Origin of the sequence: Micromonospora lupini str. Lupac 08 (genome assembly GCF_000297395.2) — a bacterium.
Classification (GTDB): domain Bacteria; phylum Actinomycetota; class Actinomycetes; order Mycobacteriales; family Micromonosporaceae; genus Micromonospora; species Micromonospora lupini.
Window position 1 is genome coordinate 5565800 of the sequence record NZ_HF570108.1, and the last position, 14395, is coordinate 5580194.

Annotated in this window: 14 protein-coding genes and 1 tRNA gene; 5 read left to right on the top strand and 10 right to left on the bottom strand. The window is 70.0% G+C overall.

Going from position 1 to position 14395, the window contains the following annotated elements; all coding sequences use genetic code 11:
- The first annotated feature begins 352 nt into the window (after positions 1–352).
- Positions 353–1798 carry an RICIN domain-containing protein gene (locus tag MILUP08_RS26370; RefSeq protein ID WP_007463468.1) on the top strand — a complete coding sequence of 482 codons (1446 nt, stop codon included), beginning with the start codon at positions 353–355 and terminating at the stop codon, positions 1796–1798.
- A 122-nt stretch (positions 1799–1920) separates the two neighbouring features.
- Here the strand turns inward: MILUP08_RS26370 and MILUP08_RS36120 are convergent, their stop codons facing one another.
- Both MILUP08_RS36120 and MILUP08_RS26380 read right to left on the bottom strand, forming a co-directional pair.
- Positions 1921–2094 carry a hypothetical protein gene (locus tag MILUP08_RS36120; protein WP_007463470.1) on the bottom strand — a complete coding sequence of 58 codons (174 nt, stop codon included), beginning with the start codon at positions 2092–2094 and terminating at the stop codon, positions 1921–1923.
- Positions 2091–2309 carry a hypothetical protein gene (locus tag MILUP08_RS26380; RefSeq protein WP_007463472.1) on the bottom strand — a complete coding sequence of 73 codons (219 nt, stop codon included), beginning with the start codon at positions 2307–2309 and terminating at the stop codon, positions 2091–2093. The genes MILUP08_RS36120 and MILUP08_RS26380 overlap by 4 nt, the downstream gene beginning before the upstream one ends.
- Positions 2310–2727: 418 nt before the next feature.
- Here MILUP08_RS26380 and MILUP08_RS26385 point away from each other — a divergent pair, with 418 nt between their 5' ends.
- Complete coding sequence (locus MILUP08_RS26385; protein WP_007463473.1) at positions 2728–2967, top strand: winged helix-turn-helix domain-containing protein; 240 nt, start codon at positions 2728–2730, stop codon at positions 2965–2967.
- A gap of 599 nt (positions 2968–3566) precedes the next feature.
- Here the strand turns inward: MILUP08_RS26385 and MILUP08_RS26390 are convergent.
- A complete protein-coding gene (locus MILUP08_RS26390; RefSeq protein WP_007463475.1) occupies positions 3567–4031 on the bottom strand; it encodes a hypothetical protein in 465 nt (154 codons plus the stop codon).
- 122 nt (positions 4032–4153) lie between these two features.
- Here MILUP08_RS26390 and MILUP08_RS26395 point away from each other — a divergent pair, with 122 nt between their 5' ends.
- A complete protein-coding gene (locus MILUP08_RS26395; RefSeq protein ID WP_007463477.1) occupies positions 4154–4552 on the top strand; it encodes a hypothetical protein in 399 nt (132 codons plus the stop codon).
- A gap of 125 nt (positions 4553–4677) precedes the next feature.
- On the opposite strand, the gene MILUP08_RS26400 is transcribed toward MILUP08_RS26395, so the two are convergent.
- The 6 genes from MILUP08_RS26400 to MILUP08_RS26425 all read right to left on the bottom strand — a co-directional run bounded on the left by MILUP08_RS26400 (position 4678) and on the right by MILUP08_RS26425 (position 9900).
- A tRNA-Val gene (locus tag MILUP08_RS26400) sits at positions 4678–4749 on the bottom strand.
- 74 nt (positions 4750–4823) lie between these two features.
- Positions 4824–5291, bottom strand: a complete 468-nt coding sequence (locus MILUP08_RS26405; protein WP_007463481.1) for a peroxiredoxin — start codon at positions 5289–5291, stop codon at positions 4824–4826.
- An 89-nt stretch (positions 5292–5380) separates the two neighbouring features.
- Entirely contained in the window at positions 5381–5818 is a 438-nt protein-coding gene (locus MILUP08_RS26410) for a DUF3052 domain-containing protein (RefSeq protein ID WP_007463483.1), read from the bottom strand.
- A gap of 112 nt (positions 5819–5930) precedes the next feature.
- Positions 5931–8357: a thiamine pyrophosphate-dependent enzyme gene (locus MILUP08_RS26415; RefSeq protein WP_007463485.1), complete on the bottom strand. Its 2427-nt coding sequence runs from the start codon at positions 8355–8357 to the stop codon at positions 5931–5933.
- Positions 8358–8408: 51 nt separating this feature from the next.
- Positions 8409–8888 carry a MarR family winged helix-turn-helix transcriptional regulator gene (locus MILUP08_RS26420; RefSeq protein ID WP_051066061.1) on the bottom strand — a complete coding sequence of 160 codons (480 nt, stop codon included), beginning with the start codon at positions 8886–8888 and terminating at the stop codon, positions 8409–8411.
- A gap of 55 nt (positions 8889–8943) precedes the next feature.
- Positions 8944–9900, bottom strand: coding sequence for an EamA family transporter (locus MILUP08_RS26425; RefSeq protein ID WP_007463489.1), 957 nt, complete (start codon positions 9898–9900; stop codon positions 8944–8946).
- Between the two features lie 72 nt (positions 9901–9972).
- Here MILUP08_RS26425 and MILUP08_RS26430 point away from each other — a divergent pair, with 72 nt between their 5' ends.
- On the top strand, positions 9973–10890 hold the full coding sequence (locus MILUP08_RS26430) for a LysR family transcriptional regulator (RefSeq protein ID WP_007463491.1): 918 nt from the start codon (positions 9973–9975) through the stop codon (positions 10888–10890).
- A gap of 25 nt (positions 10891–10915) precedes the next feature.
- Here the strand turns inward: MILUP08_RS26430 and MILUP08_RS26435 are convergent, their stop codons facing one another.
- Entirely contained in the window at positions 10916–11320 is a 405-nt protein-coding gene (locus MILUP08_RS26435; protein ID WP_007463493.1) for a YjbQ family protein, read from the bottom strand.
- A gap of 185 nt (positions 11321–11505) precedes the next feature.
- Here MILUP08_RS26435 and aceE point away from each other — a divergent pair, with 185 nt between their 5' ends.
- Complete coding sequence (gene aceE, locus MILUP08_RS26440) at positions 11506–14244, top strand: pyruvate dehydrogenase (acetyl-transferring), homodimeric type (RefSeq protein WP_007463495.1); 2739 nt, start codon at positions 11506–11508, stop codon at positions 14242–14244.
- Positions 14245–14395: the final 151 nt, after the last annotated feature.

Sequence of the window (14395 nt, forward strand, 5' to 3'; positions counted from 1 at the left end):
TCCGGCCGGCACGTCAATCGGGCCTCAACGCACGCACGGATGCCGCCGGAACAGCCTGAGTCGGCTCTCGTCGCGGTATGGCGGGAAGTCGGGTAGCGGGCCTCGTCGTCCGCGAACCCGCACCGGCTCCCACGGCGGAGCTAGCCGGTGGATGCGTCGTCGACAACGACGACAACAGATGTACATTCATGGATGGATTGTTTCGGAGGGTTGCGCCGTGGTCCGCACTCGGTAATCAAGGTGTCACCCCCGGTGTAAACCGGCGCCTGTCAGCGGTGGATGGCACCGGAGTCCGAGGGTGTCGCTCCGATGCCGGCGGCGGTCGCCGCCCGCCCATGGAAGGACGAACGTAGTGCGACGCAACAGACGGCTGCTATCCCTGCTGGCAGCGTTCAGCCTGGTCGGAACGGCGATCGTGGCGGTCACCACGCTGGCCGCCGCGCCGGCCCAGGCCGCGCCGGTCACGATCCCCAACGGCACGCAGTTCACCGACACCAACGGCAACGTGCTGCACGCGCACGGCGGTGGGGTGCTCAAGGTCGGCGACTACTACTACTGGTTCGGTGAGAACCGCAACGCCAACAACACGTTCCGGGCGGTTTCCGTCTACCGCTCCACCAACCTGCGCGACTGGGAGTTCCGCAACAACGTGCTGACCCAGGCGTCGGCGTCGGAGCTGCAAACGGCGAACATCGAGCGGCCAAAGGTCGTCTACAACGCCAGCACCGGCCGGTACGTGATGTGGATGCACAAGGAGAACGGCAGCGACTACGGCGAGGCCAGGGCCGCCGTCGCCTCCTCGGCCACCGTGGACGGCACCTACACCTACCACGGCAGCTTCCGGCCGTTGGGCAACATGTCGCGGGACATCACGCTCTACAACGACGGCGGTACGGCCTACATGGTGTCCGCCGGCGACGAGAACCGCGACCTGCTCATCTACCGCCTCACCGCCGACTACCTGACCGTGGCCACGCTTGTCGGCAACTTCTGGAACGACGGCAACCGTGAGGCACCGGCGCTGTTCAAGCGCGGTAGCACCTACTTCATGCTCACCTCGGGCCTGACCGGTTGGAGCCCGAACCAGGCCAGGTACGCGACGGCGTCAAGCATTTCCGGTCCGTGGACCGGCATGACGAACGTCGCCGACTCGACCACCTTCCGCTCCCAGTCGGCCTTCGTGCTCCCCATCCAGGGCACGTCGACGACGAGCTACCTCTACCTCGGCGACCGCTGGGCCGGCGCGTGGGGCGGGCCGGCAAACGATTCCCAGTACGTGTGGTTGCCGATCGCCTTCCCCTCCGCCACGACCATGAGCCTGACCTGGTATCCCACCATCACCATCGACGCCGCCACGGGCACCGTCACCGGAGAGGCGTCGTCCTCCTACCGCATCACCAACCGCAACAGCGGCAAGGTGATCGACGTGCTGGACAGGGCCGTCACCGACAACGCCGAAGTCAGACAATGGTCCTGGAACGGCGGCACGAACCAGAAGTGGGAGTTCCGCGACGCCGGTAGCGGCTACTTCCGGATCGTCAACCAGAACAGCGGCAAATGCCTCGACGTCGCCAACGCCTCCACCGCCAACAACGCCAACGTCGTCCAGTACACCTGTGGCGGGGGCACGAACCAGCAGTGGCAGTGGGTCGCCACCGGCGACTACTACCAGCTGCGCGCCCGACACAGCGGCAAGTGCCTGGACGTGGTGAGCAGCGGCACCGCGGACGGCACCGACATCACTCAGTACACCTGCGGAACCGGCACCAACCAGCAGTGGACCCGCAGCCAGTCCTGACATCGCCCGTCACGTCAAGACCGGCCTTGACGCACGCACGGACGGCTTGGTGCGAGGTCGGACGGCCTGCTGACACGCCTCTCGGCTCGGTTCGGCTGGCCGGTTGCTGTGCTTCGCTCCCGTCAGACGAGGCGCTGGATGCGGACCTTCGGGCGCTCGTTCCTGAGGTGGCCGTGCCTGTGCTGGCGGACCTGTTCGTCCCAGACCTCCTGGTCGTAGTCCGGGTCCGGTGGGATCCACTTGTGCGAGCCGTCGCTGTAGTGGAACTTCTCGTCGCCAGGCCGCAGGATGCTCATCGGGTCCACCCGAGGAAGCGGTAGTGCAGGTGGCTGGCGGGAACGTGGACCAGGTCCTGGGCGGCGTCGACGAGATGGGCGGCCAGGTAGAGAGCCAGCGACACCCGGGCGCGGTCGTATTCGGCTCGCAGCTCTCGGCACCGGGTCTGGCACGGCCACTCCTCCGCACAGCCGCCGCACGTCCACGCCGGCTTGATCGGCTGGTGCGTGGTCACGACGGGCCGTCCTGACTGGGCCAGTGGCCGCGGTTGATCGGGGTGCGGTGGCGGCTTCGGCATGGCAGCTCGCGTCCGCAGCGGCACGTACGCCGCCAATGTCGCCAGGACCAGACGGGCCGGTGACGGCGAGCCAGAGTTAACGCCACCGCCAGGACGTACTCGTCGTACGAGACTCGCTTCACCAGGTCGCCACTCCCGCTCGCGCCGTGGTCTGCCGTGCCGCCCAAGTCAAAGGACGCACCGCCGCCTCCTCGTGCCGCAGCAATCTGGAGGCGTGGATGCCCGAGCGCGGGGGACGCGCCGGACATCCACGCCGGCGAGGACGACCGACAGCGCCAACCGAGGGAATCGACCTCCTCGGAAACCTCCCACAGGTACCGTTGGGTAGTCAAGGGCTGACGTAGGTGGTCTACTCGTGTTGCCAACCGAGGAGAGCCACGTGCCACCGCGCTACCGCTACGAGCAGATCGCCGACGACCTCGCCGAACGCATCGCGTCAGGTGAGTTCCAGCCGGGCTCCAAGCTGCCCAGTCGGCGAGAGTTGATCGAGCACTACGGGGTCACCGAGCCGGTGATCGACCGCGCCATGCAGGTATTACGGATCAAAGGCATGACCGAGACCCTGCCTGGCGTGGGAGTCTTCGTCGCGGAGTAGCCGGGGCTGTAACTGCCGAATGCGGACCTACCCACACACCAAGCTTGCTGCCGTGCAGCGGGCGTTCGTTCGGGAAGCTCGACAAAAGATTTAGCGCATGTACTGCTGGGTTTCCGTCCGATGCGACGCATGCCTCGGTGCTCGTCGCGCGAACCGTGAGACGTTGAAGCGGAACCTAGACGACCTCTCCTCGCCTGACCCGCGGCGGCTTGGTCGACGCGTTGCGCACACTCGTTCCTCGACTCACGTCGTTGACGGCTAGGGCCTGTTTCATAAGGACTGGCCGGCCTGCGGCGGGCCCGGACGACGACCGGCGGCGTTGCGGTTTCGTCCGGATACAACACCGGTATCCGAACGAAACCGCGCCTTGCCGGATCGCCGCCCGGACTCCGCCTCGGCTCGACCGCCCTTATGAAACAGGCCCTAGTTGCCGACGTTGAACGCTGTCTTGTGCGTTATGTGTGCTCCGAAGACTCCTTGCCCCCAGCCAACACAGCTCGCCGACATGGGCTGCCCATGGGAGTCTGTCTTTGGCCACTGTCCACGATCGTCGGTGGACGTCCGCAGTCGCTCGTCCCCGTTGCCACCCAGATAGTCACTCAGCCATTGCTCGGGCTGGAAATCTCCCGTTCCCTGAAGGAGTTCGCGACGTCATCGAAGACTCTGACGGCAAGCTCGGGCTGCGCGAGGGCATCAGACAACGGCAGCTCCAACTGGGGGTCGTAACCGGGTAAGCCCGTGACGGCCTGGACGGCTTCGCCGAGTTGATACATCGCCGCGACGACCGCCCGAGCGTCTCCGCCTCGGTGCCAGTAGGGAACCGTAATCCCAGCCTCTTGGCGGTAGTAGCTGAGCTGGATGCCAGTCTTCTCATGGGTCAACTCATAGTTGTAGGCCCCCTCGAAGACGGAAACCTCGCCGAGCACCTGCCGCGCCGCCACCACCAGTCGTGCCCAAGCCTCGCCGCTGGGGCGCTCGTCGCTGTCGGCCTCCTCTGCCGCGTCCAACGCGTCATCCCAGGACTGGTCGTCGCTTCGAGGAACGAAGGTCAGGTCGTAGCTCATGGCGTTGGACCGTACAGCTCTCCGGCCTCGCCGCGAGGGCTCCCCCGACTGACCTTTTGGAAGGTACATAGCGCCCAGGATGTTTGACATGATCGTTCTGACGGAGGCGATAACTTGCTCGGGTGAGCTACGACATGTTCGTTCAGCGTTTCGAGCAGGGCGACGTCGCCCCTCTGGCGGGGGATGCGTTCCTGGCCGTTTTCGAGCCCCGCGTCGACCGTCGAGAACCTGAGCACAGCTACTGGCACATCAGTGCCGACGACGGCGGCACCGCGGACGTCTACGCCACCCTTGCCGGCGGCACGCTCGGCAGTCTCATGATCAGTCGGTTCTCCGCTGGCGCCGTTCTCGACATGCTCGTGAAGTTCATCGGGCTCGCTGATGCCGTTGTGCTCCCACCTGGTTGCCCCACCTTGCTCGCTCACGAAGGGCAGCGGCACCACCTTCCCACAGAACTACGCGCCGACGCCGTGGTCGTCCAGGCGGGCGCGGACGTGGAGCGCGTCCTCCAGAGTTGCTAGACGATGTGCAGAGCATGTGGTGGGACCAGACAGCACGGCCGCCCTCGCCCGGTCGGCCCACTGGCCCTGGCCACGGGATGGCGGGAACTGATCTTCGCGGGGCGGGCTCCGCTGCTGGTTAAGGGTGGGCGCGGCAGGTTTCGAACCTGCGACCCCCCGCTTGTAAGGCGGGTGCTCTCCCACTGAGCTACGCGCCCGGATCGCCCGTGTGCGGCGGGCCGGTGGCTGGCAAGCCTACCTGTTCGCCGCCGACCCGGCCGCACGCGTACCCCTATCCGGCGGTCGCGTCGGCGATGGCCTTGCGCCAGCCCTGCTGGTCGCGGGCCTCGCCGGGGCCGTTCATCTCGGCGAAGCGGACCACCCCGGTCTTGTCGATGACGAAGGTGCCCCGGTTGGCGAAGCCGGCCACGTCGTTGAAGACCCCGTACGCCTGGGCGACGGCGCCGTGCGGCCAGAAGTCGGCAAGCATCGGGAACTGGTAGCCCTCGCGCTCGGCCCAGATCTTGTGGCTGTAGGCCGAGTCGACGCTGACGGTGAGCACCTGGACGTCGTCGTTCACGTACTCGTCGAGGTTGTCCCGCACCTCGCTCAGCTCACCCTGGCAGGTGCCGGTGAAGGCGAGCGGGTAGAAGACCAGCAGCACGGTGCGCCTGCCGCGGAAGTCCGACAACCGGACCTCCTGGTTGTTCTGGTCCTTCAACACGAAGTCCGGCGCCTCGGCGCCAACCGCGATGGGCATGCGAACTCCTCGGGGGTCGAGTCGGGGGACGACGCCAGCCTGCCACACCCGGCGGCGCGGACCGCCGGGCGCGAGGGGAGCGGATTGGACTACTTCTTGGCCTTGGCTCCACGGCGCAGCACCAGGCGGGCGCCGCTCCAGTCCCGGCCGGCGTTGACGGTCGAGGTCTGCTGGAGGCCGGCGGTGGGCGCGGACTCCGCGACCTCGCTCGGCTCGACGTGCCCGTCACGCCCCGCCTTCGGGGTGAGCAGCCACACGACCCCGTTGTCGGCCAGCGGGCCGAGGGCGTCGACGAGAAGCTCGAAGAGGTCACCGTCGCCGTCGCGGTACCACACCAGCACGGCGTCGACCACCTCGTCGGTGTCCTCGTCGACCAGATCTCCACAGCGGTCGGTCAGGGCGTCCCGGAGATCCTGGTCGACGTCGTCGTCGTACCCCATCTCCATGACGACCATCCCCGGTTCGATTCCGAACCGGTCCGCCAGGCTGCGTACCCCGTCGGCGGCCTGACCAGCGGTCGCGCTCACTGTCGCGTGCCTCCTCATCTCGTCCCTGCTCGCGGCGTCGGACCGACGCCGTCAGGCAAAGTCCACACAGTTGTGCCTCTGCGCGCAAGTGGCGCACCGGGTGCAACGGAATTTACCGTGCCAGCAGCGTACGGGCACCGTCGGTAATGGCTTCCGGGGAGACCAGAACGTGACGTGCTGCCGGACCTAATGGTACAAACGAGTCAACTCCGGCCACCCGCCGCGCGGCGCCGACATATCCGGCGTCGACGAGCGCGGCGATCACCCCCTCGCCGACCCCGCCCGACCGGCGTGTCTCGTCCACCACCAGCACCCGGCCGGTGGCCGAGGACTCCCGGATGATGTCGGCCACCGGCAGGGGCGCCAGCCAGCGCAGGTCCACCACCCGGGTGCCCACCCCCTCCTCGGCGAGGACGGCCGCGGCCCGCAACGACATCCGCACCCCGTTGCCGAAGGTGATGATGGTCAGGTCGTCGGCCGAGCCGACGCGGTAGACGCGGGCCCGGCCGATCGGCACGTGCCCGGCCACCCACGAGCCGGGCTCCGGATAGCCAGCCAGCCACTCCCCGTCGCCTTCGGTGTACAGGTCCCGGGTGTGGTAGAGCGCGATCGGCTCCAGGAACACGCAGACACTGCCGTCCACCGCCGCGCTCGCCAGGCAGGTCCGCAGCATGGGCGCGGCGTCGTCCGGCCGCGCCGGCACCGCGACCACCAGACCCGGCACATCCCGGAGTACGGCCACCGAGTTGTCGTTGTGGAAGTGCCCCCCGAAGCCCTCCTGGTACGCCAGCCCGGCCACCCGGACGACCATCGGGTTACGGAACGCGCCTCGCGAGAAGAACTGCATGGTGGCGGCCTCGCCGCGCAGTTGGTCCTCGGCGTTGTGCAGGTACGCCAGATACTGGATCTCCGGCACCGGCAGCATCCCGGCCAGCCCGGCGCCGAGGCCCAGCCCGAGCACCGACGTCTCGTCGAGCAGGGTGTCGAAGACCCGTGCCGCCCCGAACCGGTCCCGTAGGCCCTTCGTCACCCCGTACACACCGCCCTTGGCGGCCACGTCCTCGCCGAAGACGGCCATCTGGGGGTGGTCGAGCAGCCCGTCGGCGAGCGCCGCGTTGATGCTCTGCGCCAGGGTGAGCGGGCCGGCCAGCTCGGGCGGTTTGCCCCCGAACGACTCCTCCCGGGCCGCCGAGCCCGCCCCGCTGGCCCGTGCCGCCGCGTCGGCCACCGCCCGCGCCACCCGCACCGGGCGGCGGGGCGCCAGCGCCGACACCACGTCGGCGGCGGAGGCCAGCTTCGGCTCGGCCAGCACCTCTTCGGCGAGCCGGCGGACCTGCCAGCCGGTCTCGTCGTACCGAGCCAGCAGCTCGTCGACAGTCGCCACCCCTGCCTCGACGAGCAGCCGGGCGGTGGCGGCCACCGGATCGGCCTGGAGGTCCTCGGCCAGCTCCGCGGGGCTGCGGTACGCCGACTCCGCGTCCGCGCCGGCGTGGCCCATCAGCCGGACCGTGCGCAGGTGCAGCACGGCGGGCCGCCGATGCCGGCGCACCCAGGCGGCGGCCTCCTGCGCCACCTCGTACGCCCGCACCGGGTCGGCCCCGTCGGCGCTGAGGTAGTGGATGCCCGGCTTGGCGCGCAGGGTCGCCTCGACCCAGCCCTCCGGCGAGCGGACGCTGATGCCCAGCCCGTTGTCCTCGCAGACGAAGAGCACGGGGATGCGCAGCCCGGCGTGGTCGTACCAGCCGGCGGTGTTGAACGCGGCGGTGGCGCTGGCGTGGTTGACCGACGCGTCGCCGAACGAGCAGACCACTATGGCGTCCGGCGGCCAGGGGGCGTGTGCCGCGCCGGCCCCGCTGCCGACCCGCACCCCAGCCCCGGCACGCCGGCCGGCGGTGTCCAGCCGGCGTAGCCGCTCCACGGCCAGTCCCATCCCGACCGCGCGGGGCAGGTGCGAGGCGATGGTGGAGGTGGTCGGCACGATCGCCAGGTCGGCCCGGCCGAACACCTTGTGCCGGCCACCGGCGATCGGTTCCTCGCTGGAGGCGACCATTCCGCGCAGCACGTCCCGGGCCGCCTCGGCGTACGCCGCGAATCCCCCGACGGGTGGCGCGGACCCGGCCGGCTCGGGTTCGGTGGCCGGGTCCAGCTCGACGGCGGACGCGGAAGCGTCGGCGGCGTCGGACGCCGGGGCGGCGGCGACCTGGGCGGCCCGGACGCAGTAGAAGGCGCCGGAGCGGTAGTGCAGCAGCGCCGGGTCGGTGGGGCGCAGCGCGGCGGCGACCACCGCGTTGCCCTCGTGCCCGGCCGAGCCGATCGTGTAGAAGCCCTCCCCGAAGCTGCGCAGCCAGCGGCCGGCCAGGTCGAGCTGCCGGCTCGTCACCTGCGCGTCGAACAGGTCCAGCAGCTCGGCGCCGGTAAGCGGGGCGTCGTCGGTGACCGGGTCGGCGGGGTCACGCCGACGCTGCGCGGCGGGCAGAGCCGCCAGCGTCTCCCGGAAGCGGTCGTCGAGATCTTGCGGGGTGGTCACGTCGCACAGCATTACCGACGCAAGCCCTGGTCGCCCAGTGGGACACGGCTGCGGAGCGCGGACTCACCGCGTGTCGCACTGCTCCGGGCAGCCGTCGTCGGACACCTTCCACACCAGGTCACGAAGGGTGCGCAGCTCCTCGTCGCTCAGCGCGGCCAGGAGTCGGGAGTCGGACATCACCTCGACCACCCCGGCCCGTACGCCCCGGCCCGGACCGGTCACCACCAACGTCTTCTGCCGGCGGTCGGCCGGGTCGGTGCGGCGCTCGACAAGCCCGGCCTGCTCCAGCTTGTCGACGAGCGCCGTGACGTTCGAGCGGTCGCAGCCCAACCGCTCGGCCAGGTCGCGGGCCGGCGACGGGCGGTCCGGGTCCAGCTCGTGCAGCGCCCGGGCGGCCGCCGGCGTGAGCCCCAGCTCGGCGAACACGGAATCCTGCCGGTGGCGCAGCGCGGCGGTCACGTGGGCCAGCCGGCGCACCACGTCGGCCGCGAGGTCGGCCCGGTCCACCGGTCGACCTGCTGCGGCACCTGCCTCCTGCGTCACCGCCACATCGTACGCACGCGCGCCGGCTGCCTACGCGCCAAGATCCGCGCAAACGTCAGCGCTGTTGCTGCTTCAACGCGCGTCGCGGCAGCAGTTTCTCCGACCTAGTGCGGATCTTGGTGCTGGCCGGTCGCGCCTGGTCGGCCGGCTCAGCCGACGGGCGTGAGCCGCCGACCACGAGCGCGAGCCCGACCAGCACGATCAGGGCGGCCAGCACCTCGCCGCCGGTCATCCGCTCGTGCAGGAACAGCCACGACGCGGTGAGCCCGAAGACCGGCACGAGCAGGCTGAACGGCGCGACCCGGGCGACCGAGTAGCGGCCGATGAGATGGTTCCAGAGCCCGAACCCGACCAGGGTCGAGACGTAGGCGACGTACCCGACCGCCGCCAGGGCGCGCCAGGAGAGGCCGAGCAGCGAGTCGAGCACCACCTGCGGGCCGTCGATGACGGCGGCCAGCCCGAACAGCGGCAGCGGCGGCACCAGACTGGACCAGACGAGCAGGGAGATCGGCCGGGTTTCGCCGCTGGCGCGCACCACGACGTTCGCGACGGCCCAGCTCGCGGCGGCGAAGAGGGTGAACGCGAAGCCGATCGCAGTGGTGTGCCCACCGCCGGAGACCGCGAGCACGCCGATGCCGGCCGAGCCGACCAGCACACCGGCGATCTGCCGCCGGGCAGGGCGCTCCCGCAGGAGCAGCGCGGCGAGCACCACCGACGCCAGGGCCTGCGCCTGAAGCACCAGGGAGGCGAGGCCGGCGCCCATGCCCAGGGCCATCGCGCTGAACAGCATCCCGAACTTCAGCACCCCGAGGACCAGGCCGTAGGCGACGACGTAGCGCGCCCGGGCGGTCGGTCGGGGCACGAGGAAGACCAGCGGTACGGCGACGACGACGAACCGCAGCGCGGTCAGCACCAGCGGCGGCACGTCCCGCAGGCCTATCTCGATGACCACGAAGTTCACGCCCCAGATGGCGGCGACCAGGATCGCCTGGAGCCGGTGCGACATTCTCATGAGGTCGACTCTGCGAGGCGTCACCTATTAGCACAAGTTCATAGTTCTTCAGCAATCCTGTAGCTTCACTTCATGGACCTCGACGTACGACGGCTCCGCGTGCTGTACGAGGTGGCCCTGCGCGGCGGGATCACCGCAGCGGCCTCGTCCCTGCACGTGACCCCGTCCGCGGTCTCCCAGCAGCTCGGTCAGCTCGCCCGCGAGGCCGGCTGCGAGCTGGTCGAACGGTCCGGCCGAGGGGTCGTGCTCACCCCGGCCGGCCACGTGCTCGCCGACCATGCGAAGCAGATCATCAGCGCGGTCGAGCAGGCCGGGGCGGGACTCGCGGCGCTGCGGCGCGACGTCAGCGGCACCGTACGGGTGGGAGCCTTCCCCTCGGCGGCGGGAGCCCTGGTCGCGCCGGCCGCCGCGCGGGCGATCGCCCGGCATCCGGACCTGGACGTGCGCGTCTTCGAGGCGGAGGACCAGCAGAGCCGACTCGACCTCCGCTCGGGCAGGCTCGATGTGATCGTGCTTCAGGAGTACGACCACGTCCCGACGCCACTCCCGCCCGACCTGGATCGACGGCCGATCGCCAGTGACCCGATGCACCTGATCACGCCGGCCGGCTGGGGCAGCCGATCGGGTCGGCTCGACGACCTGCGCGACGCGCGATGGGTGGCCAGCGCGGAGGGCACTCCCTGCCTGCACTCCACGCTGCACGCCTGCCGACTGGCCGGATTCGAGCCGGACATCCGCCACCGGGCCGTCGACTTCGCGCTGACGCTCGACCTCGTCGGTGCGGGTCTCGGCGCGGCACTCGTTCCGGAGATGGCGCTGCGTGGGGTGCCGTCAACCGTGCACGTCGAGCCGCTCACCGACCCGGTGACCGAGCGGCGGATCTTCGCGGTGACCCGGGGCCGGGGCACGGGACCGCTGCGCCCGGCGATGGAGGCGTTCCTCGCCGAACTCACCGCGTCCGCCTCGGCGCCCGGACCCAGGCCCGCCTGAGCCCGACCCGCGGGCGGGAGCGGGGTCAGGCGGGGAGGAAGGAGAAGCGGACCTGGCGGGTGGGATTGTCGCCGTTGGTGTCGACCAGGCAGATCGACTGCCAGGTGCCCAGGGCGAGCCGTCCGTCGAGCACCGGCAGCGTCGCGTACGGCGGGACGAAGGCCGGCAACACGTGGTCGCGGCCGTGGCCGGGCGAGCCGTGCCGGTGCCGCCAGCGGCTGTCGGTGGGCAGCAGCGCGTCGATGGCGGTGAGCAGGTCGTCGTCGGAGCCCGATCCGGTCTCGATGATCGCCAGGCCGGCGGTGGCGTGCGGCACGAAGACATGCAGCAGGCCGTCTCCCTCGCCGGAGACGAAGCTCTGGGCCTCGGCGGTGATGTCCCGGACGGCCGGCCGGGACCCGGTCTGGACGGTGATCACGTCACTGCGCATACGTCGCATTCTGCCGCAGCGGCCCGGGGTCCTCCGCGCCTGGGGAAAGAACTGCCGTCGCGCTAAGTTACCGGCGGGTACCTGTGTTCAGCATCGCGTCCGGGGGACCTAGACGTGACGACGGGTGCCACCAGGGGGCAGGATGGCGCTAGAGACCTATCCCACACACAACCGAGGGAACGCCTGTGGCTACGGAACGCAAGCGCCCGGTGATCAGCGACGGCCTACCGAGCCAGCTTCCGGACATCGACCCTGAAGAGACAAGCGAATGGGTCGAGTCGCTTGACGGTGTCATCGACGAGCGCGGCGCCAAACGTGCCCGCTACGTCATGCTGCGCCTGCTGGAGCGGGCCCGCGAGCGCCAGGTCGGGGTTCCGCCCCTGACCACCACCGACTACATCAACACCATCCCGCCGGAGCAGGAACCCTGGTTCCCGGGTGACGAGCACGTCGAGCGGCGCATCCGGGCGTACGTCCGGTGGAACGCCGCGATGCTCGTGCACCGGGCGCAGCGCCCGGAGATCGGCGTCGGCGGGCACATCTCCACCTTCGCCAGCTCGGCGTCGCTCTACGAGGTGGGCTTCAACCACTTCTTCCGGGGCAAGAACCACCCCGGCGGCGGCGACCAGATCTACTACCAGGGTCACGCGTCCCCCGGCATGTACGCGCGGGCGTTCCTGGAGGGGCGGCTCAGCGAGCACCAGCTCGACGGGTTCCGCCAGGAGCTGTCGCACCCGGGCGGCGGGCTGCCGTCGTACCCGCACCCGCGGCTGATGTCGGACTTCTGGGAGTTCCCCACCGTCTCGATGGGCCTCGGCGGTCTGAACGCGATCTACCAGGCCCGGTTCAACAGGTACCTGCAGCACCGCGGCATCAAGGACACCTCGCAGCAGCACGTGTGGGCGTTCCTCGGCGACGGCGAGATGGACGAGCCGGAGACGCTTGGCGCGATCGGTGTGGCCGCCCGCGAGGAGCTGGACAACCTCACCTTCGTGATCAACTGCAACCTCCAGCGGCTGGACGGCCCGGTCCGGGGCAACGGCAAGGTCATGCAGGAGCTGGAGTCGTTCTTCCGGGGCGCCGGCTGGAACGTGATCAAGGTGGTCTGGGGCCGTGAGTGGGACCCGCTGCTCGCCGCGGACACCGACGGCGCGCTGGTCAACCTCATGAACACCACGACCGACGGTGACTACCAGACCTACAAGGCGGAGTCCGGCGCGTACGTGCGGGAGCACTTCTTCGGCCGGGACGCCCGGACCCGCAAGATGGTCGAGCCGCTGAGCGACGACGAGATCTGGAACCTCAAGCGGGGTGGGCACGACTACCGCAAGCTCTACGCGGCCTACAAGGCGGCCACGGAGCACACCGGTCAGCCGACTGTCATCCTGGCGAAGACGATCAAGGGCTGGACGCTCGGATCGCACTTCGAGGGCCGCAACGCGACCCACCAGATGAAGAAGCTGACGCTTGAGGACCTGAAGACCTTCCGCGACCGGCTCTACCTGGACATCCCGGACAAGGCGCTGGAGGACAACCCCTACCTGCCGCCGTACTACCACCCGGGTGAGAAGTCCGAGGAGCTGGCGTACCTGAAGGAGCGCCGCGAGCAGCTCGGCGGCTACCTGCCGTCGCGGCGGACCAGCACCAAGCGGCTGGCCATCCCCGGTCCGGAGCGGTTCGCCGACGTCAAGCGCGGCTCGGGCAAGCAGAAGGTGGCCACCACGATGGCCTTCGTCCGCCTGCTCAAGGACATCATGAAGGACAAGGAGTTCGGCAAGCGCTGGGTGCCGATCATCCCGGACGAGGCCCGCACCTTCGGCCTCGACTCGATCTTCCCGACCGCGAAGATCTACTCGCCGCACGGGCAGCGCTACACCTCTGTCGACCGGGAGCTGTTCCTGTCGTACAAGGAGTCGACGACCGGGCAGATCCTGCACGAGGGCATCAACGAGGCCGGTTCGGTCGCCTCGTTCACCGCCGCGGGTTCGGCGTACGCCACCCACGACGAGCCGATGATCCCGATGTACATCTTCTACTCGATGTTCGGGTTCCAGCGGACCGCCGACGGGCTGTGGGCGGCTGCCGACCAGATGGCGCGGGGCTTCCTGCTCGGCGCGACCGCCGGTCGGACCACGCTCAACGGTGAGGGCCTCCAGCACGAGGACGGCCACTCGCTGCTGCTCGCCGCCACCAACCCGGCGGTGGTCGCGTACGACCCGGCGTTCTCCTTCGAGATCGCGCACATCATGGAAGCCGGTCTGCACCGGATGTACGGGGACGCGCAGGAGAACGTCTTCTACTACCTGACGGTCTACAACGAGCCGATCCTCCAGCCGGCCGAGCCGGCCGGGGTGGACGTGGAGGGCCTGCTCAAGGGCATCTACCGCTACTCCCCGGCGCCGCAGGTCGACGGCCCGAAGGCCAACGTCCTCGCCTCCGGCACGGGCATGCAGTGGGCGCTCAAGGCCCAGCAGCTGCTCGCCCAGGACTGGGGGGTGGCCGCCGACGTCTGGTCGGTGACCTCCTGGACCGAGCTGCGTCGCGACGCGGTGGAGACCGAGGAGTACAACCTGCTCAACCCGGGCGCCGAGGCCAAGGTGCCGTACATCGCGCAGAAGCTTGCCGACGCGGACGGGCCGAAGGTCGCGGTCAGCGACTGGATGCGCGCCGTACCGGATCTGATCGCCCGCTGGGTACCCGGCGACTACACGTCGCTGGGCACCGACGGCTTCGGGATGTCGGACACCCGGCACGCGTTGCGCCGGCACTTCCACGTCGACGCCGAGTCGATCGTGGTGGCCACGCTGCGGCAGCTCGCCCGCAGCGGCGCGGTGCCGGCCACCGTGCCGGCCGAGGCCGCCAAGAAGTACGCGATCGACGACGTCAACGCCGCCCCGGTCGGCGAGACCGGTGGCGACAGCTGATCCAGCACGATCGAGAAAGGGCCCGGCGCACCCGCGCCGGGCCCTTCTTGGTGCACCCGCACCCTCGCTCCCCGCCCCGACCGACCGGGCGGACGGCGGGTGAGAAGGGAGCGGCGGCGCTCCGGGGCCCCTGGCGGAGGCCCGGGACCAC

What these genes read in the sequence shown, in the direction of transcription:
- MILUP08_RS36120 (WP_007463470.1), bottom strand. Translation starts at nt 2,094, where the DNA reads ATGAGCATCCTGCGGCCTGGCGACGAGAAGTTCCACTACAGCGACGGC.
- MILUP08_RS26390 (WP_007463475.1), bottom strand. Translation starts at nt 4,031, where the DNA reads ATGAGCTACGACCTGACCTTCGTTCCTCGAAGCGACGACCAGTCCTGG.
- MILUP08_RS26405 (WP_007463481.1), bottom strand. Translation starts at nt 5,291, where the DNA reads ATGCCCATCGCGGTTGGCGCCGAGGCGCCGGACTTCGTGTTGAAGGAC.
- MILUP08_RS26415 (WP_007463485.1), bottom strand. Translation starts at nt 8,357, where the DNA reads ATGCTGTGCGACGTGACCACCCCGCAAGATCTCGACGACCGCTTCCGG.
- MILUP08_RS26425 (WP_007463489.1), bottom strand. Translation starts at nt 9,900, where the DNA reads ATGAGAATGTCGCACCGGCTCCAGGCGATCCTGGTCGCCGCCATCTGG.
- MILUP08_RS26430 (WP_007463491.1), top strand. Translation starts at nt 9,973, where the DNA reads ATGGACCTCGACGTACGACGGCTCCGCGTGCTGTACGAGGTGGCCCTG.
- MILUP08_RS26435 (WP_007463493.1), bottom strand. Translation starts at nt 11,320, where the DNA reads ATGCGCAGTGACGTGATCACCGTCCAGACCGGGTCCCGGCCGGCCGTC.